This window comes from Lacihabitans sp. LS3-19, from assembly GCF_024343575.1.
GTDB lineage: Bacteria > Bacteroidota > Bacteroidia > Cytophagales > Spirosomataceae > Leadbetterella.
In genome coordinates this window covers 89,493-115,895 of record NZ_RJUA01000002.1, presented here as the reverse complement: position 1 = coordinate 115,895, position 26,403 = coordinate 89,493, and the positions used below count along the sequence as shown (strand labels likewise).

The 26,403-nt window shown below is 34.6% G+C and carries 21 protein-coding genes and 1 tRNA gene; 10 read left to right on the top strand and 12 right to left on the bottom strand.

The window, feature by feature from the left end:
* Nucleotides 1-18: 18 nt before the first annotated feature.
* The 3 genes from EGI22_RS02905 to EGI22_RS02895 form a co-directional block, all read right to left on the bottom strand.
* Complete coding sequence (locus tag EGI22_RS02905) at nucleotides 19-1,071, bottom strand: sugar phosphate isomerase/epimerase (RefSeq protein ID WP_255066255.1); 1,053 nt, start codon at nucleotides 1,069-1,071, stop codon at nucleotides 19-21.
* A 122-nt stretch (nucleotides 1,072-1,193) separates the two neighbouring features.
* The gene (locus EGI22_RS02900; protein WP_255066253.1) at nucleotides 1,194-2,339 is read right to left on the bottom strand and encodes a Gfo/Idh/MocA family protein; all 1,146 of its coding nucleotides are present in this window, start codon (nucleotides 2,337-2,339) and stop codon (nucleotides 1,194-1,196) included.
* Nucleotides 2,340-2,368: 29 nt separating this feature from the next.
* Complete coding sequence (locus EGI22_RS02895) at nucleotides 2,369-3,559, bottom strand: Gfo/Idh/MocA family protein (RefSeq protein WP_369010863.1); 1,191 nt, start codon at nucleotides 3,557-3,559, stop codon at nucleotides 2,369-2,371.
* 375 nt (nucleotides 3,560-3,934) lie between these two features.
* Between EGI22_RS02895 and EGI22_RS02890 the strand changes: the two genes are divergently transcribed.
* From EGI22_RS02890 to lptC, 5 genes are all read left to right on the top strand, one after another.
* On the top strand, nucleotides 3,935-4,474 hold the full coding sequence (locus tag EGI22_RS02890; RefSeq protein WP_255066250.1) for a hypothetical protein: 540 nt from the start codon (nucleotides 3,935-3,937) through the stop codon (nucleotides 4,472-4,474).
* A gap of 188 nt (nucleotides 4,475-4,662) precedes the next feature.
* Complete coding sequence (locus EGI22_RS02885; RefSeq protein WP_255066248.1) at nucleotides 4,663-5,874, top strand: sugar MFS transporter; 1,212 nt, start codon at nucleotides 4,663-4,665, stop codon at nucleotides 5,872-5,874.
* A gap of 61 nt (nucleotides 5,875-5,935) precedes the next feature.
* Entirely contained in the window at nucleotides 5,936-6,655 is a 720-nt protein-coding gene (locus tag EGI22_RS02880; RefSeq protein ID WP_255066247.1) for a type III pantothenate kinase, read from the top strand.
* Nucleotides 6,639-7,928 (top strand): hypothetical protein, encoded by a 1,290-nt coding sequence (locus EGI22_RS02875; RefSeq protein ID WP_255066244.1) that lies wholly within the window; start codon nucleotides 6,639-6,641, stop codon nucleotides 7,926-7,928. The genes EGI22_RS02880 and EGI22_RS02875 overlap by 17 nt, the downstream gene beginning before the upstream one ends.
* A gap of 2 nt (nucleotides 7,929-7,930) precedes the next feature.
* A complete protein-coding gene (lptC, locus tag EGI22_RS02870; protein WP_255066243.1) occupies nucleotides 7,931-8,503 on the top strand; it encodes an LPS export ABC transporter periplasmic protein LptC in 573 nt (190 codons plus the stop codon).
* Between the two features lie 3 nt (nucleotides 8,504-8,506).
* On the opposite strand, the gene EGI22_RS02865 is transcribed toward lptC, so the two are convergent.
* The 7 genes from EGI22_RS02865 to tilS form a co-directional block, all read right to left on the bottom strand.
* Nucleotides 8,507-8,914 carry a cytochrome c gene (locus EGI22_RS02865; protein ID WP_255066242.1) on the bottom strand — a complete coding sequence of 136 codons (408 nt, stop codon included), beginning with the start codon at nucleotides 8,912-8,914 and terminating at the stop codon, nucleotides 8,507-8,509.
* Nucleotides 8,892-9,515, bottom strand: a complete 624-nt coding sequence (locus EGI22_RS02860) for an SCO family protein (RefSeq protein ID WP_255066240.1) — start codon at nucleotides 9,513-9,515, stop codon at nucleotides 8,892-8,894. Before EGI22_RS02860 ends, EGI22_RS02865 begins: the two co-directional genes overlap by 23 nt.
* Before the next feature lies 1 nt (nucleotide 9,516).
* Nucleotides 9,517-9,927 (bottom strand): hypothetical protein, encoded by a 411-nt coding sequence (locus EGI22_RS02855; RefSeq protein WP_255066238.1) that lies wholly within the window; start codon nucleotides 9,925-9,927, stop codon nucleotides 9,517-9,519.
* An 8-nt stretch (nucleotides 9,928-9,935) separates the two neighbouring features.
* Nucleotides 9,936-11,594 (bottom strand): DNA repair protein RecN, encoded by a 1,659-nt coding sequence (recN, locus tag EGI22_RS02850; RefSeq protein WP_255066237.1) that lies wholly within the window; start codon nucleotides 11,592-11,594, stop codon nucleotides 9,936-9,938.
* A 149-nt stretch (nucleotides 11,595-11,743) separates the two neighbouring features.
* Nucleotides 11,744-12,277: a photosynthetic reaction center cytochrome c subunit family protein gene (locus EGI22_RS02845; protein ID WP_255066236.1), complete on the bottom strand. Its 534-nt coding sequence runs from the start codon at nucleotides 12,275-12,277 to the stop codon at nucleotides 11,744-11,746.
* A gap of 561 nt (nucleotides 12,278-12,838) precedes the next feature.
* Complete coding sequence (locus EGI22_RS02840) at nucleotides 12,839-15,166, bottom strand: OmpA family protein (RefSeq protein ID WP_255066235.1); 2,328 nt, start codon at nucleotides 15,164-15,166, stop codon at nucleotides 12,839-12,841.
* Between the two features lie 128 nt (nucleotides 15,167-15,294).
* The gene (gene tilS, locus EGI22_RS02835) at nucleotides 15,295-16,611 is read right to left on the bottom strand and encodes a tRNA lysidine(34) synthetase TilS (RefSeq protein ID WP_255066233.1); all 1,317 of its coding nucleotides are present in this window, start codon (nucleotides 16,609-16,611) and stop codon (nucleotides 15,295-15,297) included.
* A gap of 69 nt (nucleotides 16,612-16,680) precedes the next feature.
* Between tilS and EGI22_RS02830 the strand changes: the two genes are divergently transcribed.
* A complete protein-coding gene (locus tag EGI22_RS02830) occupies nucleotides 16,681-18,591 on the top strand; it encodes an OstA-like protein (RefSeq protein WP_255066226.1) in 1,911 nt (636 codons plus the stop codon).
* A gap of 30 nt (nucleotides 18,592-18,621) precedes the next feature.
* Here EGI22_RS02830 and pdxH read toward each other — a convergent pair whose 3' ends face one another.
* On the bottom strand, nucleotides 18,622-19,266 hold the full coding sequence (gene pdxH / locus EGI22_RS02825; protein ID WP_255066225.1) for a pyridoxamine 5'-phosphate oxidase: 645 nt from the start codon (nucleotides 19,264-19,266) through the stop codon (nucleotides 18,622-18,624).
* A 77-nt stretch (nucleotides 19,267-19,343) separates the two neighbouring features.
* Here pdxH and EGI22_RS02820 point away from each other — a divergent pair, with 77 nt between their 5' ends.
* The 4 genes from EGI22_RS02820 (at nucleotide 19,344) to EGI22_RS02805 (ending at nucleotide 25,903) form a co-directional block, all read left to right on the top strand.
* Entirely contained in the window at nucleotides 19,344-21,368 is a 2,025-nt protein-coding gene (locus EGI22_RS02820; RefSeq protein WP_255066224.1) for a DUF349 domain-containing protein, read from the top strand.
* A 174-nt stretch (nucleotides 21,369-21,542) separates the two neighbouring features.
* A tRNA-Thr gene (locus EGI22_RS02815) sits at nucleotides 21,543-21,618 on the top strand.
* Nucleotides 21,619-22,636: 1,018 nt separating this feature from the next.
* Nucleotides 22,637-24,937, top strand: coding sequence for a kelch repeat-containing protein (locus EGI22_RS02810; protein WP_255066223.1), 2,301 nt, complete (start codon nucleotides 22,637-22,639; stop codon nucleotides 24,935-24,937).
* Nucleotides 24,938-24,973: 36 nt separating this feature from the next.
* On the top strand, nucleotides 24,974-25,903 hold the full coding sequence (locus EGI22_RS02805) for a hypothetical protein (protein WP_255066222.1): 930 nt from the start codon (nucleotides 24,974-24,976) through the stop codon (nucleotides 25,901-25,903).
* 110 nt (nucleotides 25,904-26,013) lie between these two features.
* Here the strand turns inward: EGI22_RS02805 and EGI22_RS02800 are convergent, their stop codons facing one another.
* On the bottom strand, nucleotides 26,014-26,346 hold the full coding sequence (locus EGI22_RS02800) for a hypothetical protein (RefSeq protein WP_255066221.1): 333 nt from the start codon (nucleotides 26,344-26,346) through the stop codon (nucleotides 26,014-26,016).
* Nucleotides 26,347-26,403 lie beyond the last annotated feature (57 nt).

Below are 26,403 nucleotides of genomic sequence, written 5' to 3'. Positions count from 1 at the left end.
AAATTGAAGGAAAGAAAATCAAATACCTAAAACTTTCTTATTTACTGCCTCGTCAGCACCAGTAGCAGCAAAATCGTCAAAAGCTCTGGTTGCTACTTCTATTATATGGCTTTCGATAAATGGTGCACCTTCGGCTGCTCCTTGCTCTGAGGATTTGATGCAACATTCCCATTCCAAAACCGCCCAACCGTCGTAATCGTATTGTGAAAGTTTAGAGAAAATTGTTCCAAAATCCACTTGACCATCGCCTAATGAACGGAAACGACCAGCTCTGTCTGCCCAGCCAGAATATCCAGAGTAAACGCCTTGTTTTCCAGTTGCATTAAACTCCGCATCTTTTACATGGAATGCTTTGATTCTATCATGATAAAGATCAATAAACTGTACGTAATCCAAACATTGTAACACAAAATGACTTGGATCGTAGTTAATATTGGCTCTTGTATGCCCGTCTAAATAATCTACAAACATCTCAAAAGTAGAACCATCAAAAAGGTCTTCACCTGGGTGCAATTCATAGCAATAATCTACACCGTTTTCGTCATAAACATCCAAAATCGGCTTCCATCTGTTGGCCAATTCTTTAAATGCTGTTTCTATCAATCCCGATGGTCTTTGCGGCCAAGGGTATAAAAATGGCCAAGCCAAAGCACCCGAAAATCCTACGTGAGAAGTTAAACCTAAGTTTTTCGAAGCTACCGCTGCATATTTCAGCTGTTGCTCTGCCCAAGCTCTACGGGCGGGTTCGTCTCCATGAACAGCCGCAGGAGCAAAAGCATCATACATCGTATTGTATGCAGGATGCGATGCAATCAACTGCCCTTGAAGGTGGGTCGAAAGTTCTGTTATTTCTAAACCTTTATCCGCCAATTTTCCTTTCAATTCATCACAATACGTTTTTGATTCAGCAGCTTTTTGCAAATCAATCACTCTTGGATCCCATGTTGGCAACTGAATACCTTTGTACTCCAAATCAGCCATGTAATCGGCTATGGTATCCAATGAATTAAATGGTGCTTCATCACCCATAAACTGGGCTAAAAATATCCCTGGTCCTTTTATTGTTTTCATTATTTTTTTGCTTTTGGCTCCTAGCTGATAGCCTTTTAAGTATTATAAATATCTAAAATCGAATTAATCGTAAATCAAATTAATCATTAATCGAATCAATCGTAAATCGAATCAATCGTAAATCAAACGGTAACCCACTTATCACTTCGGCTACTTTCTAGAATTCTCTCACAAATCAATAATTCTCTGTAACCATCCGCAAACGTTGGGAACTTCGGACTTTCAGGTTGTTTACCCTCAGCCACAGCTTGATAAACTTCCTTAAACAATTGCTTAGAAGTATCTCCAAAGCCTTCATTATGTCCTCCTGGATAGGTTATCAATGATCGAACTTCCTCATGAACCAATGACGGATCTCTCATCAAAACTGAATTGGCTCCATCGCGGCTACCAATCCAAACTTCATTTGGCGACTCTGAATTCCAAGCCAAAGTTTTTAATGAACCCGAAATTTCAACTTTCAATTGGTTTTTTCTACCAGCCGAAACTTGTGAAACTGTAACTGAACCCGTATTTCCATTGTCAAACCTCAAAAGTACATTGGCAGTATCTTCAGTATTAATTAGCACATCAGCATAATCTTCGGCTTGAAGCATCTTGCCTGAATAGGTCTCTATAGGCTTCAATGGCTTTTTACGATTTTTGTGAACAGTATTAAAATCTGCCATAACTTGAACAGTTTTCAAGCCAGTTACATATTCTATTAAATCTAAAAGGTGCGAACCTATATCAGCAATAGCTCTTGAATCTCCAGATTTGTCAGGCTCTAAACGCCAGTTATAATCCGTTGCATAAAAAAGCCAGTCTTGCAAATATGAACCTATGATTGAATAAATTTCGCCTAATTCACCTTTCTCTTTCATCATTTTCATTTGACGAACCAAAGGATAATATCTTAAATTGAAATGAACAGCATTTACCAAACCAGATTTTGCTGCTAATTCAACTAATTCCGCTGCTTCTTCAAGATTAGTAGCCAAAGGTTTTTCACAAACACAATGTTTTCCTGCTTCTAGAACAGCTTTTGACTGGTAATAATGCAAGAAATTTGGTGTACAAATGTGCACACATTCAATGTCTTCCATAGCCAAAAGTTGATCAAATGTACATGGTCTTTCTATGCCCAGTTGAGCAGCTTTTGCCGTTGCCAACTCTATATTCACCTCACACAATGCCACTACTTCTATGTTAGGAAGTCGTCTTAAAGCCTCAATATGAGCAGGTCCGATAAAACCAGTACCCACAACTCCAACTTTGATTTTACTCATTTTTAGTATTTATTATTTCAACAATTAAATTAGATTTCAAACTTGGTCCATTTCTCTTCTGAGGCATTTGACTTAACCACGGTATTTATGAAAGCCATACCTCTCAATCCATCATCAATTCCTGGAAAATCATGAATTTCAGGAATATATGCAGCGGCATCGTCTTGTGTGCCACCTAAATTCCCAGCTGCCACTGCCCTACTTTCAGAGCCCAGTCTTGCTCTCAATGCAAATGCAAAGTTTCTATAAATATTTGCAAATGTTTCCACATATCCTTCTGGATGACCTGCAGGCTGACGAGTATGTGCCTGAGCATGTTTTGAAAGGTTGCCCACGCCTGTTCTGATTATTCGAGAACCATTTTCTTGGTTGGTTAATTCCAAAGTGTTTGGTTCCATTTGACGCCATTTTAGCCCGCCAAATTCTCCATAAACTCTGATATTTAAATCATTCTCTTCACCATTACAAATCTGACTATTGTGCAGAACGCCCTTAGCTCCATTGTCAAAACGTAGTAAAATATTGGCATCATCGTCTAGCTGACGACCTTCTACAAAAATAGTCAAGTCAGCACACAATTCAGTAATTTTCAATCCTGTTATATACTCAGCAAGGTTTTCGGCATGCGTACCAATGTCCCCAACTCCACCCGCAGCACCACATCTTGCAGGATCAGTACGCCAAGCGGCTTGTTTTTGGCCAGTTGCCTCCACCAATTGTGATAACCAACCCTGAGGATATTCTACAATTACTTTTCGAACCTTTCCGATTGCTCCAGATTTTACAATTGCCCGAGCTTCTTTTACCATTGGATATGCGGTATAATTGTGCGTGAGAGCAAACAACAATCCAGAATTTTCAACAATTGGCTTTAAAGCTTTCGCTTCTCCCATATTTAATGTCAGAGGCTTATCTAAAACCACATGAAATCCATTTTCAATGGCAAATTTAGCTGCTTCAAAATGCACATGATTAGGTGTAACTATAGAAACAAAGTCCATCCTAACATCTTCTGGAAGATTTTTTTCAGTTAAAATCATTTCCTCAAAAGAACCATAAACTCTTTTCGGGTCTAAATAAAGAGCTTCACCTGTAGCTTTTGATTTTTCTGGATTTGAGCTGAACGCCCCACAAACCAATTCTATTTCTCCATCCAATGCGGCTCCTCTTCTATGCACTGCCCCAATGAATGCCTCAAGGCTACCGCCTATCATCCCCATCCTTATTTTTCTAGACATTTTTATTATTTAGGTTGAAAAAAAACATCTGCAATTTTATGAAAAATATGGCATTGGAAAAAATTAAATAAGAGAAAAAATGAATAAATATCATTAAGAGCAAATCAAATTCCACTCGAAAGAAAATATAATTTTAGACTTGCTCAAAATTGAGTTGAAACCACTTTGATATTAAAAAACCATTAAGAAGTATCCTTTTAATAAAGTTAAAATTCAAATTTCTAATTAATTGGAAAATTTACCCAAAAAATCCATAAGAAATTATGACAAAAAACAACGATAAAATATTGGCTACTAATATTATAAAATGATTTTTGGTATATTTTTTGAGATAGTATTCAAAAAAAACAAAAAAACATGACAGCAATAGATGCAATAAGTAAATTCTACGAAAAAGAAGAACTCGGTAATGATGGTGGTGCTGAAAAAAAAATTATTTGGTTCAAATTTGGCTTTATTTATATTCCTATGCCAAACCTGGCCTCAAGAAGTGAAAACTTATATCTCCATGACATATCCCATGTTGTAACTGGAAATGACATTTCCTGGAAAGGCGAAAGCTCCACAGGCAGTTGGGAAATTGGTGCAGGCGGCTGGATGAACCTTTGGTTTCCCATGATTTTGACGATTTGGTCCATGGGTGTAGGCGTAATGTTTTACACCAAAGAATCATATAAATGGTTTCAAAAAGGAAAAACCATGTACAATGCAGGAACGGTAGGAAAGCCACTAAATGAGTTATTGCCACTTTCTATTGAAGAATTGACAAAAACCCTCACAAGACCTGAAGGGCAAGAAAATAAAACAAGTTTCCTTTTTTGGGCGACAATAAGTGTGTTGTTTTGGATAGTTCCTTTGTATTTTATTGGCTATGGTATTTATTCTATTTTCGCTTAAAATCCATTAAGATCTTTAATTACACCGAACAGAAAAATATGTTCGGTGTTTTTTTTTGCCTTATTTTGAACATTTTAGGAAATCCACAAAAATATTGAAGTGTTTTTTCTACAATTATTTGTTTAGGAAAATCAAAAAAAAATGTAGATTTACGAAATTATAAATATCAACCCTTAAATTTTAAAGACATGGTAAACGACAAAAGGCTGTTTCTAGGCAGTTGCTTCGCATTAATTACGACCGCTTTTTCATTTAGTATTCGAGCAGGTATTCTTCCACAATTAGGAACAGAATTTAATCTCACAGCCGAACAATTAGGCTTTATTAACTCTATGTGGTTTGTTGGCTTTCCAGTTGCCATGATTATTGGCGGATTGGTTTACCATACTTTTGGACCAAAAAAAATTATGTTGATTGCTTTCGCATGTCATGCTGCTGGTATTTTATTAACTATTTACCCTCAAGTTTTAGGCGGATATACTGGATTATTGGTTTCTACTTTTCTAATAGGAATAGGTAATGGCTGTACAGAAGCGGCTTGTAATCCAATGATTGCTGATACTTATCAAGGAGCTACAATGAGCAAAATGCTTAACAGGTTCCACATGTGGTTTCCAGGAGGTATAGTAATTGGAAGCTTGGTTTCTAAATTCATGACAGATAGTGGCATGAGCTGGCAATCACAAATCTGGGTAATTTTGATACCTACATTGATTTATGCATATTTATTCTGGGGACAAGAATTCCCTAAGCCAAAAGTAGCGGGTGTAACCTCTATTGGAGAAAACTTAAAAGCAATGTTTACTCCTTTATTTATATTTATGTTCTGTTGTATGGCGATAACTGCAATTACCGAGTTTGGCCCACAACAATGGACTGGACTTATCATGAGTAAAAGTGGTGCTAGCCCTATGTTAATTTTAGCATTGGTTACTGGACTAATGGCGGTGATTAGGTTCTTTGCTGGGCCAATTGTTGCGAAGTTCGACCAAACTGGGGTTTTATTGGGTTCTGCTGTATTTGCTACAATAGGAATTTACTTATTTAGTACACAAACCGGAAGCATGGCTTACGTTGCAGCTATCTTTTTTGCTCTTGGTGTAGCTTTATTCTGGCCAAACATGGTTGGGTTTATAGCAGAAAAAGTGCCTTTAAGTGGTGCATTTGGCATGTCTGTAATTGGTGGAATTGGAATGTTTTCAACAGCAATATTTCAGCCAATTATAGGAAAATGGATTGATAACAATAATGCAACTAAAGCTGCTGAAGGTTTAACAGGCGACGCTTTAGAATTGGCCGCTGGTCAAGCCACCTTAGGTACAATGGTAACATTTCCGTTAGTTTTAATCGTAGCCTTTACTGTATTGTTCTTCTGGCAGAAAAAAGCAAAAGCTGCTTAAAAATAAATATTTTAATTAAATTGCAAAGCCGTTCTACTAAATAGAACGGCTTTATTTTTTTATGAATGCAAGTATAGATTTTGGAAATACAAGAATTAAAATTGGGCTTTTTGAAAATGACCAATTAGTAGAACTCATTCGTGTAATTTCTACCCAAGAAGTATTGGAAATTTTAAAAGCAAATAATGTTCAAAATATAATAATATCTTCAGTCACATTACCGAAAGAAGAAATACTCATGGCATTTTCTTCTTTTAAAAACACTGTTTTTCTTGACAAAAACACGCCTTTCCCAATTATAAACGGCTACGGCACCCCCGAAACCTTGGGATACGATAGAATGGCAGCCGCTGCTGGGGCAAAATTCTATTTTCCTGAAGACAATTGCCTAATAATAGATATCGGAACAGCCATAAAATACGATTTAGTTTTGGCAGATAATACCTTCAAAGGAGGAATCATTTCTCCAGGACGAGCTATGAGATTCAAAGCACTGCATACTTTTACTAAAAATTTACCGTTATTGGATTCGACTATTATTCCTGACCTTGTAGGAAACTCCACAAATAGCTGCATGGAAAGCGGTGTGATGAACGGAATAGTGGCCGAAATAAACGGAATCATTGAAGAATATATAAAAAAGCTTAAAATTACCATCTTAATTTGTGGAGGAGATGCCCCTTACTTTGAAAGTAAGATAAAATATCCGACCTTTGCAGCTCCAAATTTGGTCTTAGAAGGCTTAAACAGAATTTTACAATATAATGTCAATAAAATTTAGATACTTTTTACTAATAGTTTGCACAAGCTTTACTCATTTGGCATGGTCACAAGGCCAAGGAAACAGTCCCTATAATGGATTTGGAATAGGTGAAATAACCGAAGAATCAGCAGCAGCACAAGATATGATGGGCGGAACTGGAGTTTCGTTTGCCAATAGCTTCTATGTTAACCACATCAACCCCGCTATGTTGGTTAAAAACCGTACCATTGGTTTGAATAAATATGTAGCCTTCAATATTGGTTTGAAAGGCGGGTACAAAACGCTCAATCAAGGCAATAAAATTCAAGATGATTTCGGTTTAAACCTTAGCAATCTAACAATGGTTTTTCCCGTAAAACCAAAATGGGCGATGGGTGTAAGTATGAGACCTTACTCTGTAGCAGACCAATTAACGACTATAGAGAAGGATTTTGTTGGGTCAAATGAATCAAATATTGTTGAAAATAGAAGTATAGGAGGAATATCCCGAGTTGCTTTTACAAACTCGTTTATTTTAGCTAAGGGACTGTTTTGGGGTGTAGAAGGCCAAGCAAATTTTGGAAATATACAAAGGGATACTACCTCTTCAATAGCAGGCTCTTCAGAATATTTTAGAAACTCTGGAAGATTCAGCATGCATGGTTTAACTGCAAAAACTGGTTTAACTTATCAGATAAAGTTAAATAAAAAATGGAATTTGAATGTTGGTGGTGTTTATCAATTAGGCGGAACCTTAAAAGGTGATGCACTTCGCGTTTTCAGTGTTTTGGGTGAAGCAGGAAATGGTCCAGTTTATATTCAAAACCCTGACACATTGGCCAATTATAGCATTAGCACGCAACTACCTAGCAGTTATAAAGTTGGTGTAAGTTTAGAAAGTAATTATCATTGGGTTTTTGCGGCTGAATATGGCAGTACAAAGTGGTCAGGCACCACAAACTTTGACCCCTTAGCTAAAAGTGTTTTGGTAGACTCTAAAGTGATGAATTTTGGAATGGAATGGTTACCAAATGCCTCATCTAGTAAATACTTCAACCAAGTGTTTTATAGAATGGGATACAAACAAATAGACACACCATACTATATTAATAATACTAAAATCAAGGACAGAAGTTTTAGTTTAGGTTTATCAGTACCTATGGGTTTTGGAAATCCAAGTTATGTTGACGTTGCATTATCTTTTGGCCGTAGAGGATTAAACACCAACAATCTTATCCAAGAAAACTACACTAAAATATCTGTAAACTTCTCATTATTAAGCAGCTGGTTTAACAAACCACGTATTGACTAATTATGAAAAAGCTAGGCATTTTTTGTTTTTTGTTGATAATAGCATCTCCAGCATTATGGAGTTGTGAAGAAGAAAAAGACAAAAAAGAATTTATAGAATACATGGGGCCGATTCTTTCAACAGACAACCTTTCTATAACTTACAGTGACTCTGGTAGAGTAAAAGTAAAAATGTCTACTGCCAAGCAAATGAAGTTCAAAAACGAAAACGAGCTTTACCCCAAGGCTGTTTATGTGAATTTTCTTGATAAAAATGGGGTAGAATATTCGATGTTAAGAGGAGATTCGGGACAATACTCAAAAGAAAAGAATCTTTATATCATTCAAGGAAACGTGTTTTTCAACAACCGACTTTTACAGCAAAGCTTATCTACAGAGGAGTTATTTTGGAATCCTGTGACTAAAAAGATATTTACTGACAAAAAGGTAACTATAAAAACACCTAGAGAATCCATCACTGCATCTGGCGGCATGGAAGCCTCTGAAGATTTCTCAAAATACTCGCTCAGAAAGCCCAAAGGAACATTTATGGTAGATTCGCTAAGAACTATTGTGGATACTACTGGGCAAGATTGAGAATCACTCACAAACCACTTTCGCCACTTCTTCGGTATCTACAAGCTTTTTTGTTTGCCCCCATTTATCATTCATAAAGGTGATGATTTGAGCAATGTCTAGATTATAAAGATTTTTATTGGCAGGCATTTTTTGATTGTACATTTTACCATTTATCTCCATTGGGCCTGATAATCCGTTCTTGATAGAACATGTAACCAAGGAAACATTTTTCAAAAAATCTATTTGACGAATAGGCGGGTAAAGATTCCTTAGGCCTTCTCCTTCTTTACTGTGGCAATTGGAGCAGTGTGTTTGGTAAAGCTCGCCTCCACTTATTACATACTGCTCATATTTGACTTGTTCAGGACTTGCACAGGAAGCCAAACAAACACCTAAAAACAATAGGCTATTTCTTAAGTAATAATTCAATGTCTTTGATAAGTTTATTTACTTCTTTCTCTTTTGTACCATCATACACTCCTCTAATATTTCGGTTTTTATCAACCAAAACAAACGCCCCACTATGCACAAAACCACCATCATCTATAGCCTCTTTGTCTTCCATAGCAGATACCATATAAGACTTTTGGGCTATTTCATAAATCTTTTCTTGCTCACCAGTTACAAACTGCCACTGCTCTGAGTCTATTCCCAATCTTTTTTTATAAGATTTCAAAACCGAAACGGAATCATGACGAGGATCAATGGTATGAGATAAAATTGCCAAACCAGGGTTGTCCTTGAATTTTTCATAAACCCTAAGCATTTGGGTTTTCATTACTGGACAAATGGTGGGACAGGAAGTAAAAAAGAAATCAGTAATATAGATTTTATTTTTGAAAAATTCCTGAGTAATAGTATCCCCATCTTGGTTAATAAACTTAAAATCTGGAATAGAATGGTAGACGGTATCTCCTTTGGCATCAACTTCTCGCTCTCCTATATATGGTAATTTACGATCAGAATCTCCACAGGAGAAGATCACGAGAGCCATGAAACCAATAATACTAAACCCTAATAGCTTTCTCATATTATTTGTGTTCTTCAATGAACTTCTTGGCTGAAGCAATGGAATTTTCGGTATCTAATGTTAATTTTTTAACTTCTGTTTCTAGTTCACTATATAACTTCAACTTTTCATTTTTGTCTTTTACATCATTCATCGCAACACCAAAGTTTTTCATCCATTCATACATATCATCTTCCGCTTTTTGCAAATTTGTAGATATCTGTAAAGCAGATTCTTTATCAGTTTCAGTTCCTTTTGCTGCTGCTTCCATCAAATCTTTTTTAATATCAGCAATCGCCATCGTTTTAGGCATAACTTCATCATGGCCTTTCATCAAAACAGCATTCAATTCTTCAATTTGACCATCAGTTTTATTATCACAAGCCATCAAAAGGCTAAAAATAAACGCAAATAACAAACTCGAGTATTTCATATTTATAATTAATTATTGTTTTCTAACATTTCTATTGCACTTCTTATTGCACTTTCTGAAGGGTTCTGTCCGCCTATCATTTTAGCCACTTCTACTATCCTTTCATCTGCATTTAGTTTCTTCATCAAACTTACGGTTTTTACGTCGGAGTTGTCTTTATAAACATAAAAATGCGTTTGGCCTTTACCAGCTATTTGGTGCAAATGCGTTATAGCTATCACTTGCAATTTAGAAGACATTTCAGTCAACATTTTACCCACTTTAATGGCTACTTCACCAGAAATCCCAGTATCTATTTCGTCAAAAATTATAGTTGGCAAAGCCTTTTTCTCAGCCAAAACATATTTCAAACTCAACATTACTCTAGAAAACTCTCCACCAGAAGCTACCTCTTTTAATGGCTTAGGCGTAGATCCTTTGTTTGCCGAAAACTCAAACACTAAATCATCCATTCCGTCTATGGCCAAGGTTTTTTCTTTTATTTTTACTGAAAGTATAGCATCTGGCATGCCTAAATCTGCCAAAAGCCCTTGAATTTTATCTGCTAAAGGTTTCAAAACAGCTTGTCTACTGCTTGAAAGTAGTTTAGCTTGCTTTTGTGTTTCAGATAAAAGTTTATCTTTAGTTGAGCTCAAAACCAACAATTCTTCATCAAGATTTACAACCTTATCTACTTTTTCTTGTAAGTCATTCCTTATCCCAATTAACTCTTCAATGGATTTTACACTATGTTTTTGCTGAAGCCTATAAATTGCATTCAATTTATCTTTCAGGAAAATCACTTTTTCGTCATCAGTTTCTACTTTCGAGTTTTCAGACTCTATTTCATGAGAAACATCTTGAAGTTCAATTAAACTACTATTTATTCTTTCTTTAATCGCTGAATATTTTTCAGAAATATTGACAATACTTCCCAAAGCCACATTGGCGTCTTTTAACAATCCCAAAACAGAAAACTCAGAATTATTCAAATATTCAAAGGCAAACCCTAATTTTCTTTTGACCTCCTCGGCATTCTCTAAAATATTCAATTCTTCTTCTAACTCTGCCTGCTCCTCTCCTACTAAAGATGCAGCAATAAGTTCGTCCAAAAGGAATTTATTATAATCAAACTCTTTCTTTAGACTTTCGGCATTTAAAAGCAAAGCCTGATATGCTTTTTCTGATTTTTTAAATTTTTGAAAACTTTCAGTATAAGTATCGATTAAACTTTGATTGGATGCAAAAGCGTCTAAAAGTGCTAATTGATAAGCATTGGTATTTAAAAGCAAAGTATCGTGCTGCGAATGAATATCCATCAAAAACACGCCTAAGTTTTTCAGGACTTCCAATGTAACTGGCGTATCATTTACAAATGCTCGAGATTTTCCAGAAGTTGCTATTTCTCTACGAATCACGCAGTTTTGTTCAAAATCTAATTCGTTTTCTTCAAAAAAGCTTTGAAGATTTAAAGCTGAAATATTAAAAACTCCTTCAACAATACACTTTTCTGTTTCGTCAAACAATGCCTTTGTGTCCGCACGATTACCCATCAGCAAGCCCATAGCCCCTAGCATAATAGACTTTCCCGCTCCAGTTTCACCCGTAATAATGTTTAAACCAGGCTCTGGCTTGATTTCCAGATGTTTGATTAGAGCGTAGTTTTTGATTAAAAGGCTTGTTAGCATTTATTGAGAAATGATTTTAACAAAATTAAAGATAGAAAAGGTAGGAAGCAAAAAGCATCACAAAAAGAAATGGAATGATTATGAAATCATTCCATTTTTAAATATCTGTGTAAATTAAAGAATCAAAGAATCTCAATCAAAACCAATCATCAATTATTTGAGCCTCCAGGTTTTTGTGCCCCGCCTTCTGGACGTGGTCTTGCTCGCTGTGGTCTAGGTCCGTCGTGCGTTGGTTCTTTCATTTCGTTGTGGCAGGAAATGCACCCCATGGTTATTGGCTGTCTAAAACCTTTCATGTTTGCCAGAAGATCTTTATTTAGTGCATCATTCATTATTACCATTTCTCTGGTACGTAAATGATTACGGCTTTTTTCGGAAGCCCAATTGTTGACTTCATGACAAAACTTACATGATACACCTAATGCATGCCCCCAATTGTTCATAATGCTAAGCACCTGTTCCGTTGATTTTCCTTTTAAAGTTTGGATATTTTTAAAAACCGAATCGGCGGGCAAAGTTTCTTTCCCTTTGAGAGAATCTTTTAAAAATGTTAAATATTTTTCTCGGTCATTCATCAATGTATCTTTGATTATTGCCTCAGATTTTTCATAAGGCGAATTATTGTAGGAAATAAAAGAAGTGATTCCGATAAAAAGGAATAAGATGGGTACAAAGATTTTCATAGATTGAATAGTTTTAGGTAAGTTAGAAAGATGCAATTTAAAAAAAAATTGGGATTTTGATTATTTCAATTTCACCTAAAATGTACTTTATTTTTTTAATGAAAATTTCAATCTTTTATTAATCGTAAGATTCGACTAAAAAAGAATTCTTAGATTCAATAAATCAAAAAAAAAGCATCGCTCAATTTGTCGATGCTTTTCTATAATAAACCTTAACCTTAAACTATGAAAAATTAAACCTTGCGGTATTTCTTTTATTTTGAGTACTTCATTTTGAGTACTTATTTTTTATCTTTTTTGAAATTCATTTTTTAAAGTTTGGAAAAAAAAGCATCGCTCAAATCGTCGATGCTTTTCTATAATAAACCTTAACCTTAAACTATGAAAAAAAACTACCTTGCGGTATATCTTTAAAATCAGTACCGAGCTTAAAAACGCTAGTACTTTTATATTTCTTTTTAAGTTTTTTTTCGGAGATTAAAAAAAAGCATCACTCAATTCGGCAATGCTTTTCGCAATAAACCTTAACCCTAAACTATGAAAAAAAACTAAATCTTAATTCTATTCTCTAGCTCCCAAGTATTCCTTTACGGCCAATACTTTGAACTCTGTCCTTCTGTTTTGTTGGTGGTCGCTTTCTGAGCATTTTGTCTGATCATCACAATCATTTACAAGCTCTGTTTCACCGTATCCTTTGGCTACCAACCTATTTGGACTAATTCCTTTTTTCAACAAATAATCAACTACTGATTTTGCTCTTGCTTGTGATAATCGCATGTTGTATTCATCACTTGCTCTGCTATCTGTATGAGATCTAAGCTCGATAGAGATGTCAGGATATTTTTTCAAAATTGGCAAAACCTTGTTATCTATTTCCTTTTTAGCATCTGCTCTAATCTCTGATTTATCCAAATCATAATAGATATTTTCGATTCTAAATATATCACCTTCACCAATCATGCCAAAGTCTTGTTCGATGGCAAAATTTTTCTTAGAATTCTTAATTTTCCCTAAACTTTCGGTGTTTGTAGCATAATTATCTTTCACAGCCGTTACTGAATATCTACCGTCTCTGTCAGGTTGAAACGCATATCTACCATCTACTCCCGTTATAACCACTTCTGTACTTCCATCTCTCTCATTTTCAAGCGTTACTGTAGCTCCAGCAATCGGGCGTTGGTCTACTTCAGACACAATCCTACCACGAACAAGTGGTCTTTTAGAAGGCTCTAAATAGAGTTTCAATTGCTGCTGTTTTGATAGCGATTGAGACATTGTACCATAAGTAATTGTTGCTGCCTCATAACCTTCTTTTAAAGCCTTAAATTCGAAGTCTGACCCAGCTTCAATACATGCTGAGGTGTAGCCTGAGGAGTTAGTAATGTACCTTTGTTTGTTCACACCATTCTTAACCATTCTTAATTCCGTATCTGCTAAAGGTAGTCGCGTAACGGCATCATAAACCACTAAGTTGAGTTGATTACAACCTTTGGTAAACGAATAAATATCGTCATCAGAATATCCTTTTCTTCTGTTCGAACTAAAATATCCATGCGAACGCTCTCCGTCTGAAATATATCCAAAATCGTCTTTGGTAGAGTTGATAGGTGCACCTAAATTTTGAACTTCTCCATAAGGCGTTCCGTTTCTAAATTCCACATAGAACATATCTAAGCCGCCTAAACCTGCGTGACCGTCTGATGCGAAATAAAAATTTCCAACTTCGTCAACAAAAGGGAACATCTCATTGCCTTCCGTATTAACTTCTCTTCCCAAATTTACCGGAGCACCCCAATTGCCATCACGGTAGTCTACCATATAAATATCCGTACCACCAAATCCACCAGGCATATCAGACACAAAATACATTTTTCGGTTTTCAGGATCCAAAGCTGGATGACCTGTCGAGTAATCGTCCGAGTTAAAGGGCAATTCTTTTATATCGCCCCATTTGTTTCCCTTTTTGGTTGCAGAATAAAGTTTTAACATGTTTACTCCTTTGTCGCTTTTGCGAGCACGACCTTTGTAATAATTGTTTCTAGTAAATATTATCTTTTTATAATCTTTAAAAAACGTAACTGGACCTTCATGATATTTAGAATTAATAGTCTTGCTAAATTCGTCTATCTCAGGTTCTTCTATATTCTCAAAATTATTATTTGACTGATTTTTATTTGGCTTTAAAGATTTTCCACTTGAGCCTAAGCTCGCTTGAGCCAATTCTTTAACCTTTTTTGTCTCTTGTTTTAGCGAAGCCGTATCCGAAAACATAAACAGATCTAGAAAAGGCGTTTCATTTTGATTAAAAACTCTCTTTATGCCGTTTCCTTCGTTACGAGCCGAAACAAAAACAAGTCCGTTTTCATAATACATCGGGCTAAAATCCGAATATCTTGAGTTGATCGGATATAAAAAGTCAACGTTATATAAAGCAGAATCTTTGTAGAAAGCAGAGTTGTCCATGTAAGCCACAGTAAACTTTCTTCCTCTTAGATCCTCTTTTTGCTGCTCGCCATATCGGCTGTACATTTTTTGTGATTCACGGTACTTTCCGTTGGTGGCTAATGCCTGAGCGTAATATAAATATTGATCGCTGTCAAGAGTAGTTTCGTAGTTTTCGAAAAGTTCTTTGTAAGTCCTTTCGGCGTTTTTGGTGTCCTGCAGTTTTCTATAACAAAAAGCTAACTTCTCCATAGCTTCTTTTTTGTCTTCCGCTTTTCCGCTATTTCCTCTTAGAAAAGTTTCGTAATTTCGAACTGCTTGGGGATAAGACATTCTCTCAAATTCTGCATTGGCAGCTTTTAGTCTGCTCAACTGAGCTTTAGCAAAAAAGCTTGAAAAGGCAAATGCTAGGAATAAGACCTTTTGTATTTTTTTAATGGAACACATCTGACACGTTATTTAATTTTACTAGGAAACGCTTAAAAAACTTTACGTTTGTATAAGTAAATCAAATGCCGTGCCAAAATCCTGTCTTAAATAACTAAATAAAGAATAAAACACTGTATATAAATACATTAAATATCACAAAAACTTACCTTAAGGATGTTCTTAGTATCAGATTGGAGCTTTACTCTATCATCTATCCTTAATCCAACTAGCCAAAGCACACCTTCTTTATCGCTCAATACCTTTTGCGTTTTTTTAAGAGGAGCATCCATTTTTATGTCAATTAAAAAATCAGAAACCAGCTTTTTCCCTTTCATGCCATATGGCTGAAATCTGTCGCCTTGCTCCCAGTTCCTAAAACTTAATGGCCATCGAATTTTATCGAAATCTAAAAAAGCGTGCTCTGAATTCCGGATCTCCATGATGTTTGGAAAATCTTTCGTTTCTTCTATTTTTATTAATTTATCTCCAATCTCATAATTTCCTGGCTTATCGAAAGTCAAAATTTCATTTTTTGAGAAATTCGTTTTCTCTAAAAACCATTCATTTCTTCCAAATGAAAGCGTGTGGCTTGCCGAAATTACCTTTTTCCCGATATCCTCAATTTTTAAAAAATCATTAACATCCTGAAAATTAAATCCATAAGGTTTCAAAAACTCTTCTAAAATCAAAGAAAAACCAGCTGTACCTTTCCAATTCGCTGGATAAATTTTTATTATTTCACCAAATTCTATTTCTGCCTTAAACGCTTCCAACTTTTCTTCAAAAATTTCATTCAATGCATCAAACCTTCTGAAATTGACTTTGGCTGTTTCGCTTAGTCCTGGATTTATTTCTGATAAAACAGGAATAACTTGATGTCTAATTTTATTCCTTTGATAATCAACTGTTTGGTTTGAAGAATCCTCTCGCCATTTTATCTGTTTTGTTTCAATATATTCAAATATTTGACTAACATTGGCAAACATTAAAGGACGTATGATTTGATCATTTTTCAAAGGAATAGACTTCAATCCTTTAGGACCAGTACCTTTGGCTATATTCAATAGTAGTGTCTCAATTTTATCATTTAGGTTATGAGCAGTGGCTAAATAATTAAAGTTTTCACGATCAATCAACTCTCGAAACCATGTATAACGCAATTCCCTGGCGGCCATTTGTGTGGAAACGCCTAACTCTTTTGTTTTCTTTTTAGTATCTGTTTTTGTTGAAAAAAATGGAACTTTAAGTGTAGCACAAAAATCTCTCACAAATTCTTCGTCACCATCAGAAGCCGCTCCACGTAATCCGAAATTAAAGTGAGCAACCGAAATATTAAATTTTGCCTCGATAAATAAATGCAACAATGCCATGGAATCTTTGCCTCCACTCACGGCCACTAAAACCTTATCAGTAGCTTTGCAAAGCTGGTGGTTGTTAATAAACTTTAAAAAATCTTCAAGCATTAATATTCCGAATAATCATTAACAAAAATACGTTAATTTTGCCGAATGAATTGTAAAACCGCCTTTTCTTTGAAAAATAAGAGCCTAATTCTGTGTATAATCAGTTGGGGATTATTTTTTAATTTCACTGAAATACAAGCACAAAAACCACTCAATCCTATACAAGACAATGGATTAAAAAGCAGAATTGAATTGATTAGAGCTGATAGTTTGGTTGGTGAAAATAGCATTTCTCGAACCCAAACCTTCCTCGGAAACGTAATATTTTTACACAGAGGCGTAAAACTTGGCTGTGATAAAGCAATTCATAATCAGTCTTCCAATTTCATAGAAGCTTACGGTAAAATCATTATAAATCAAGGAGATACACTCACGATTGTCGGCGATACTTTACTTTATGACGGAAACACAAGGTTTGCCAGAGTATACGGAAAACAGGTAATTTTAAGAGATAAAAAAGTAACCTTACGAACTACTAAAATCTTCTATGATTTGAATCGTGACCAAGCCTACTATCCTGTGCCTGGGGCAATCCAACAGGATTCGAGTAAACTGAGCAGTAAAGAAGGTTATTACAATACCAAAACCAAGTATTTTAGATATATAGGAGATGTAGAAATCATCAATCCGAATTATGTTTTATGTACAGACTCTTTAGATTATGACACCTATTCTAAACAGGCAATATTTAAAACCTACACCACAATAAAAAGTAAAAACGGCGATTTGTCCGCTTACAAAGGAAAATACAATATCAAAACCAAAGTTTCGGCATTTGAAGGAAGGGCAAAAGTCAGCAATGTAGATTATTCGCTCGAAGGTGACACCCTAAATTTTGATAATATAAAAAGCTCAGGAACAGCAAAAGGAAATGTGGTTTTTGTTTCGTTTAAAGATAGCCTTATAGTAGTAGGAAATAAAGGAATAAGAACTGGAGAAATAGGACTAACAAAAATTATTGGAAATACAATAAGTCAAAGAGTAGCTAAAAACGATACGCTATTGATCGCATCTGACACACTTTGGGTTTTCGAAAAAAACAAAAACCAGAAACCAGATTCTATTGCCATTGATTCAACGATTAATATCTCAGTTGACAGTTTAAGTATTTCAAACCCAATAGATAGTTTGCAAAGTGAGGTAGATTTAAAGCAAAAAATTAATCCCAAACCTAATTCAAAAATTCCTGTCGGATTAAAAAACACAGTTGAAAAAGAAGGAAATGTTCAAAATATACCATCAAAAATTAAGAAAAGGCTGAAGGTACCAATTCCTGCAGATACACTAATTACTCCTCCAAAAACTGAAATACTAATTGCAAAATCGGATTCTTCACAGGCAAAGACAGACTCCTTAACTTCAGCCCCAAAACGGGCAGACATAGAAAAAATTATCGCCGACGGAAATGTTGAAGTTTTCCGAACAGATTTTCAAAGTTTGAGTGATTCTTTGGTTTATGATTTAAAAGATTCATTGATACATTTTTTTAGTAAGCCCATCATCTGGAACCAAGAAAACCAATTGGAAGCTGATACTATAATAATTACACTTAAAAACAATCGATTAAAACTAATGGAGCTCCTTCAGAATAGTTTTGTGATTGAAGTAGATACGGTAAAGAATTTCAACCAAATTAAAGGCAGAGTTATTTACGCTTTTTTTGATGAAAAATCAGAACTAAAAACCATTAAAGTAGAAGGTAACGGCGAATCAAAGTATTTTGCATTGGATGACCAAAACAAAATAATAGGCTTAAACACGGTGCAGTGCTCAAGCATGCAATTCTACTTTAATAAGAAAAAAATAAAATCTATAGTATTCAGGGGGAAACCAGAATCTACCCTTATCCCTCCAAAAGAGATCATTTTGGAGGACATGAAACTTGAAAGATTTGAATGGAAAGTTAATAAAAAACCTAGCAAAGAGAGCATCCTTTCAAAAACCTTGGGTGAACAATTAAAAAACGCCAAGTATTTTTAAGCCTGGCGTTGGTAATGTTTTCTGAAAAAATCAAGGACTTAATCGCTCAATTCTCCAATTTTCGTTTTCTAAACTATACAAAATCCGGTCGTGAAGTCGATTTGGTCTACCTTGCCAAAACTCTATGCTTTCTGGTTTTAAAACATATCCACCCCAATGCGGTGGCTTTGGAACGATATCTTCTGACTCAAATTTATGATTATAAAATTCCAATTTTTCGTCCAAAGTTTCTCTTCCCACAATAGTCTCGCTCTGATGACTCACCCACGCTCCTATTTGCGATGCTCTTGGCCTTGACCAAAAATATTCACATGAATCCTCCTCACTTAATTTACTTATTTCTCCTTCAACCCGAACTTGACGTTCTAACACATCCCAAAAGAATGTTAAAGCCGCAAAATTATTCCCCTCAAGTTCTGCCCCTTTATGGCTATTGTAATTGGTAAAAAAAACAAAACCATTTTCATCAAACCCTTTTAATAAAACCACTCTTGCTTTAGGTTTCCCATCACTTACAGTACTCAAAACCATCGCGTTGGCTTCTTTCATTTCAGCATTTATAGCATCATTAAACCATTCTGTAAACTGATTAATCGGATTTTGGGAAACATTATTTTCCAAAAGTTCGTTTAACATGTAGTTATTGCGGAGATTAGCTATTTTAGATTTATCCATGATTTATTAACCTTTTTTAATTTTTATCCGTATTATTATTAAATTTGCGTCTAATACAAGTATACAAAAGAATTTTGATGATTGAACCTAGTATCGAACCGACCAACAACATTGATGATATCAATGCCGAAAATTTAGTTTCGGAAACAACTGATTTACAACCAGAAAATACCGCCATGGAATCTCCCGAAGTAATAGAACCAACTGAGACCACTCAAAGTTCTGAAAATTTAACGGAAGAAAAAATGACCGAAATCAAAAAGGAAGAAATTAATCCTGAAAGTTCTGACATCGAAGAAATAGAGGAGATGGAAGATGAGGTAGCTATACCTCAATTTGATGAAGACTTCACTAATTATTCAAAGAAAGATTATGTTGATTTAGCTGACAAAATGCTAGATTCAATGGAGTCAAGAAGCTTGACGGTGTCTGATGTAAAAAACATTGATAATGTCCTAAAAGTAATTAGAACAGCTTTTGATGAAATATCGATTGAGGAAAAGTCAGTTGCAAAAAAAGAATACATAGAACAAAATGGTTCTGATGAAGGTTTTGAATTCAAAAACGATAGCAATTCTATTCGTTTTGAGGGAATTTTGATTAGAGTTCGGGAAAAAAGACATGAGTTTTTTCAGAAACTTGAAAGAGAAAAAGAAGACTATTTTGAAATAAAAACAAGATTACTTCAAACCCTTAGAGAAATAGTAGAAACAGAAGAAAAAGGAGAATCCAAAAATAATTGGGAGGCGTTTAAAAAACTGCAAACTGAATGGAAAAATGCAGGAAATGTAAATTCTCCTCACAACGGAACTCTTTGGTCTGCATACAATGCATTGATAGACAGATACTTTGACATTAGAAGTATCCAAAACGAACTTAAAGATTTAGACAGAAAGAAAAACCTTATACATAAAGAAGGCGTAGTAATAAAAATAGAAGCCATAGCAGAATCGCTTAAAGAAGATCAACTTACAAATATTGTTCTCAAAAAAGCTAACGAATTACTACTAGAATATAAACAAATTGGGCCTGGTCCTCGCGAAGAGCAAGAAGCACTTTGGTCACGTCTGAAATCAGCCTTTGATGTCATTTACGAAAAGAAAAGAGAATTAGCCAAAGAAAACTCGTCATTAAATGAGGAAATTTTCAATGCTAAAAATCAAATATTGTTAAATCTAAAGCCTTATTTGGAATTCCAAAGTGATAGTATCAACGAATGGAATGCAAAAACCAAAGAGGTGATGGAAATCCAAGACCAGTGGAATGCTATAAAAGGTGCAATGCCTCGTGATAAGGGTAAAGAATTAAGCAAAGACTTTTGGCATTCACTAAAACAGTTTTTCAAAAACAAAAGTGAGTTTTTTGCGAAACTAGAAGCCAAGAGAGAGTCCAACTATAAAGGGAAAGAAGAACTTTGTATAGCTGCTGATGAAATATTGGCTTCGGGAGACCATTCGGCTCCAAATACCAATAAAATAATTGAACTTCAGAAAAAGTGGAAGACTATTGGCCATGTACCTGAAAAATACAAAGACAGTCTTTACAACAGATTCAAAGCAGCTTGTGATCAATATTTTGACTTAAAACGTAGCGAAACGAAAACCCAAGATGCAGAATTTGAAGCAAATTTGGCCAAAAAGGTTGCCATTTGTGATGAACTTGAAAAACTAGCCAAAAGTGGTTCGTCAGAACTTAGTAAACTGTCTGATTATAAGAAAGACTTTGCGGCAATTGGATTTGTGCCTCGTAAAGATATGCAAAACATTCAGACAAGGTTTATAAAGGCTATAAATGACTTCGTAAAAACTTCTTCAGGACTTGACAAAACTGAGAAAGATAAACTAATGCTACAAAATGAAGCAGAAGTGGTCTTCAAATCTGGCGGTAACTCAAGAAATCTTGATAAACAAGAGAATGAAATCAGAAGAAAAATGAAGTCTCTAGAAGAGGAAATTACACTTACTAGAAACAACATGGAGTTTTTTGGGCATTCAAAGAATGCTGAAAAACTAAAAGAAGAGTACATGAAGAAAGTAGTAAAAGCAGAAAAAGAATTAAAAGACTTGCAAGATAAATTGCGTTTGATCAACGCTGCACATTGATATTTTAAAATCTAATCGTTGGGTTCAAAAACAAACATTTTGATAATCAAACGATTAGATTTTTTTTCAAAAAAAAGTAAAAAAATATTTGCGTAGTGTAATATTTCGCTTTAGTTTTGCACCACAATTAAGAAAGAGCAATCATTTAGAAAGCAAAACTTAATTAAAATATAGGCCTCTTTAGCTCAGCTGGTAGAGCAACTGATTTGTAATCAGTAGGTCATTGGTTCGATCCCGATAAGAGGCTCCAAGCCGGTTCAGAAATGAATCGGCTTTTTTGTTGGCAAATTTTTAATCAATAGGCCATTGAACTAGATCGATTCCGATAAGAGGCTCGAAGCCGGTTCAGAAATGAATCGGCTTTATTATTTTTCAATCAGTTTTCCTAATCTACATATACTGTTTTAGAAAATCTTGAATATTTAAAATCCCTATTCTATTTCACAATTTCCAGTAATTGGATTTCCCAATCAAAATAAAACTATCCCTTCCAATAGAATTGCTATCATAAAATTAAAATTACCTTAAAATTTCATTAAAGGCCAATTTAACCTTTCTAATGTGTGTTATCAATTAAAATAAAAAAACTACCCCAAATGCATCAGAAAGCATGTTTTTGAAAATAATACTATTCAACGGTGTAATTGCAAAGCCTAGAATTTCCTATTAAGTTTTTATTTAACGGTTCAGTTTGGCATGAAATGTGAATCTTTACAATCAACTCAATAAATATCTTTTCTTATCATAAAATTATAAAAAATAAAGTTTGGAGGTTTCAATTAACCAAAAGATAATAGGACTTGATTGATTGGATAAAATATTTAGCATAATTAACTCAGAATTTTCGTGTGATCCATACAATGGATTACTTTATTATCTCTGCAAGATTTGGCAAAATAAACAATTAGGGTAAAATTTAAAATTAGGCTGAGTGGACGTAAACGTTCGAGGAAAAGGAGAGCTTAAAAATCAATATCTCCAAATACTAAATGATGCCTTGTCAAAAAATGACACCTTTAAATAAAGATTCTGAATTTAAAATAAGGTTTTAGTTTTTAGAAAAGTACTTAAAAGAAAATTACAGATAGTGATTTGAAAAATTCCGAATCAGTTTGTGGATGTGTGAGATTGCTTCATAGAAAGCAAAACAAAGCTTTTTATTCTAATGAATAAATGAAAAAAAATAAGCTAAAATATTTTTAGCTCATTTTTAAAGAACTGGATAAATCCAGAAAACGTGAATGTTTCTAATACTTATTCTTAAAAGAATGTTTTTTACAAAAAATAACTATTTAAAAATAGCCATTTTATTTTTCTTAACCTATACCAAGGTATTCTCACAAAACCAATGGGAATTTTTAAGAGGATATTTAAATTACAGTCAAGCTACTAACAACTATTATACATCTCCTCATACTATAAATCCCTTAAACAAGCCAAGTTCAAGAGAACATTGTGGCTCTGGAATTTATAATAACAAAATCTGGATTTACGGTGGAGAAGGTAATGATTCCGGATTTGATATGTGGTATTATGACATCAAAGCTAAAGACTGGGTTTTTGTCGCAAACAAAGGCTACAATGCAGTATATGCAGACTTGGGTATAGAAAGCCAAACCTCTCATCCTGGACATCGCTCCAGAATGGCCTCCTCAATTGACAAAAATGGCAATTTTTATATTTTTGGAGGAGACACAAAAGACCTAGGTTTTCATACAGGAAGAAATGATCTTTGGAAATACAATACTAATACAGATAAATGGACTTGGTTAGGAGGAAGCAACACGCATTCATCAGCTGGTAGTTACAACAGTGGAACAGAGCCAGACTGGCCAAGAGCTAGATATAGAACAAGAGGATGGTTTGACGCGGATGGAAATTATTGGATATTTGGAGGTTTATATTATGATGGTGTAAATTCCCCATATCCTTTAAATGACATGTGGAAATTCGATGTTTCCTCCAATATTTGGACATGCGAAACTGGCGATTGCAATACTTTACATCAACCAAATACTCCAAGTGGTGTCTACCCAAATAACGTTGGTGAGACATCAACTGCTTACAGCCCAAGAGCCAGAGGCGATTTTGGATATTGGTTAGACAATGACGCAAACTTCTGGCTATATGCAGGTTTTAATGGAGAGGTACATGCAGGCGGACAATTATTGTGGGATACATGGATGTATAATACCAAAACACATGAATGGACGCTTAAAACCCTTGAAGGAGCTCCCTCTAACACTTCTCCTGGTTGGCAAGGAGAACCTATGTGCTGGCTAGGAAACGACGGATTGCCTTGGATGAAGTTGGTAAACCGCTCTATATGGAAATTCAACAATAATCATTGGGAAAACCAGAGGTTTGAAGCTGCTGATACATGGGCTCCTCCAATTTTAGTAAATAACGAACCTTTTGTAGCAAATTCAGAAAACCAGCCTGGCTCTCACTATACCACCTTTAACCATATCAAAACGGACAGTGCTGTATACTTATTCAACGGATATGGGCTTGGGTTTGACAACAATCCAAATTTCACGGGGGCGTTGTGGCAATATAATTTGGAAGTACTTCCTCCTCCAAACTTACAGTTTACTATTGCTAAAGATGACTTTGTACCAAGTGGAGCCTCTCCCTATACCTCGTCAACAAGAGAAATTTCTATCGAAAACCTAGGAACAGTAACAGCTAGAAATGTGGAAGTTACAATTGGCCTAAGTCCTCAAAATAACTATTCTGCAATGAATTTGAACAATATCGTTATTTCAGATAACAATAACCTTCCAATTCCCAATATTAGTACTACTTCTAGCCCATATACAAACCCTGATGCTTTAAATTCAGCGGCTTGTAATTATGACCCAACAATTTACAAATCAACCATAAAGGTCCTGATTCCAAAAATAGAGGCTGGAAAAACTATAAAAATTTCATCTTTAGTGGAACATTGTATGGCAAACTTTGATTTACCAACCAACTATCACTATTCTTGGAATTATTGGGGGTTCAGTGCCAATTATAAAGACGATGCCGGTAGGTCTTATACTAAAACACCTCAATATAACAATGCCGCTAAAACTTTGGATTCCTACAAATGGTCAGAATACAAAGCACCTATGCCTACATTAAGTAATAGTACCAGTTCTCAAGCCTTCACAATAGAACTTGGATCAGGTGTAGTAGGAAACCCAAGTAATAACCAAGACATCGGAATAAATTTCACCAATGCACAAGCCAGGTTAGATTTAACGCTTCCTCAAAATGTATTTTTAGAAAATGGAAACTTAATGGACATAGTAGGCGAATATGCTGTCAGTAGTGGCACCTCATTACAACTTTTCAATGTAAATGCCAGCTCTATAGATTTTGGTTTAACAAAATCAAATAATACTCAATCTTACATAATAAGATTTCCCGCAAGTCATTATTTACCGATTAGAAGAATTCGAGTAAAACTTAGGGCAAAATCCACACCTGTAGATTTTGCAAATATTAAAGCAGAAATCAGAACGACGTTTAATAACAATTATGCGGACTTTGACTACGGCTGGAAACCAGGATCGAAGTAAATAAGAAATTTAAGAAAATGTATTAAAAAAAAATCGATGAAAAAAATAGCAATAATTTTTATATTAACCGGCTTAAGCCTTAGCGGATTCTCGACAGACAAATTCACTCCAATTAAAAAAACCGAGATGCAATCGTTATATTCTAAAAATCTCAAAACTACAAATGGAGATTGCAAATTAATGGAAGAACAAGAAAATGGCGTAACTGAAATTATTTATCGCTACGATGCAATGAATAGACTTATTGAAAAAAAGTATGTAAAATTTGATTACAAAGAAACATATAAATATGACGATAACGGGTATTTGATTGAAATTGCTAATAACTCACCAAATCCTTTCATTATTGAATACAAATATGAAAATGGGCTTTTGATTTCAAAAAGTCAAAAATATAGACGTTTATCTACACCAAAAACCGTCACATATGAATACAATAATGTAAATGAATTAATAAGGATGTCAGAAGAATATATGTCAAATATAACTATCACAGAATTTATAAAAGGGATAGCCGTAAAAATATCAAATCCGCATATCCAATATGATTTAAACAAACATGGTTTGGTAATAAAGTCTATGTGTACTTCAGGGCCCGCAACAATAAATACTTATTCCTACGACAGTAATGATATGTTGCTATTGAATGAAATATATTCTGCACCAAATAAAAAAATAATGTACAAAGAATATGAAAGTTCTAAAATCAAAAAAACAAATTTAGGAGATGAATTTGTCGAGAATTATAAAGGATTTCCTGTTTATAAAGACCCATTTGGAGACAAAGGGTATTATTTAAGCAGGGTTTCTAATTATAATACCAATTCTAAAACTGGGCAAATAGAAAAATCTTACGAGAAAAAACTAAATCTATCAACTGACGGAACTGGTAAAATAATGGCACTTACACCCCAGACACCATCTGAACCATCAAGGGTATTTATTTACTCCGGTTGCTCTAAATAATAAGAAGAAAATATAATTTGATTTTAAGTCTTTAGGTTTCAAAAATATATAAAAGAAAGAGTTCTCAATGCAAATTGTGAACTCTTATTGTTTTTAAAAAGAATACTTCATCAGCCCATGCCTAAGAAATTATTATTCAAAGGTAAATTTCCATAAGAATTAAAATCTACTACTTTTTCTAATCTAGACAAAATATGCTCCAAAAGCTTATTTAAATGTTTTTCACAAGCCTTTTGACCATCTTCAATCGTAAAAAACTCTTCTTCTATAGATTCATTAAAGACTACTGATGTGTTAAAACTAACTTGAAATCTATGTCTAGTCGTATCCAGTTCAAGACCATTTCGCCAATGTGGTTGTACGGAATAACATACTACAGGTAAGCTAAGGATGGCATAATTACTCCCAACATGCCAAATCGTATTTAGGTCTTTTAATTTCATACGTCAAATCTAAGCTAAAATAGATAGCATTGATTGCTGAAAAAATGAGCAAAACAA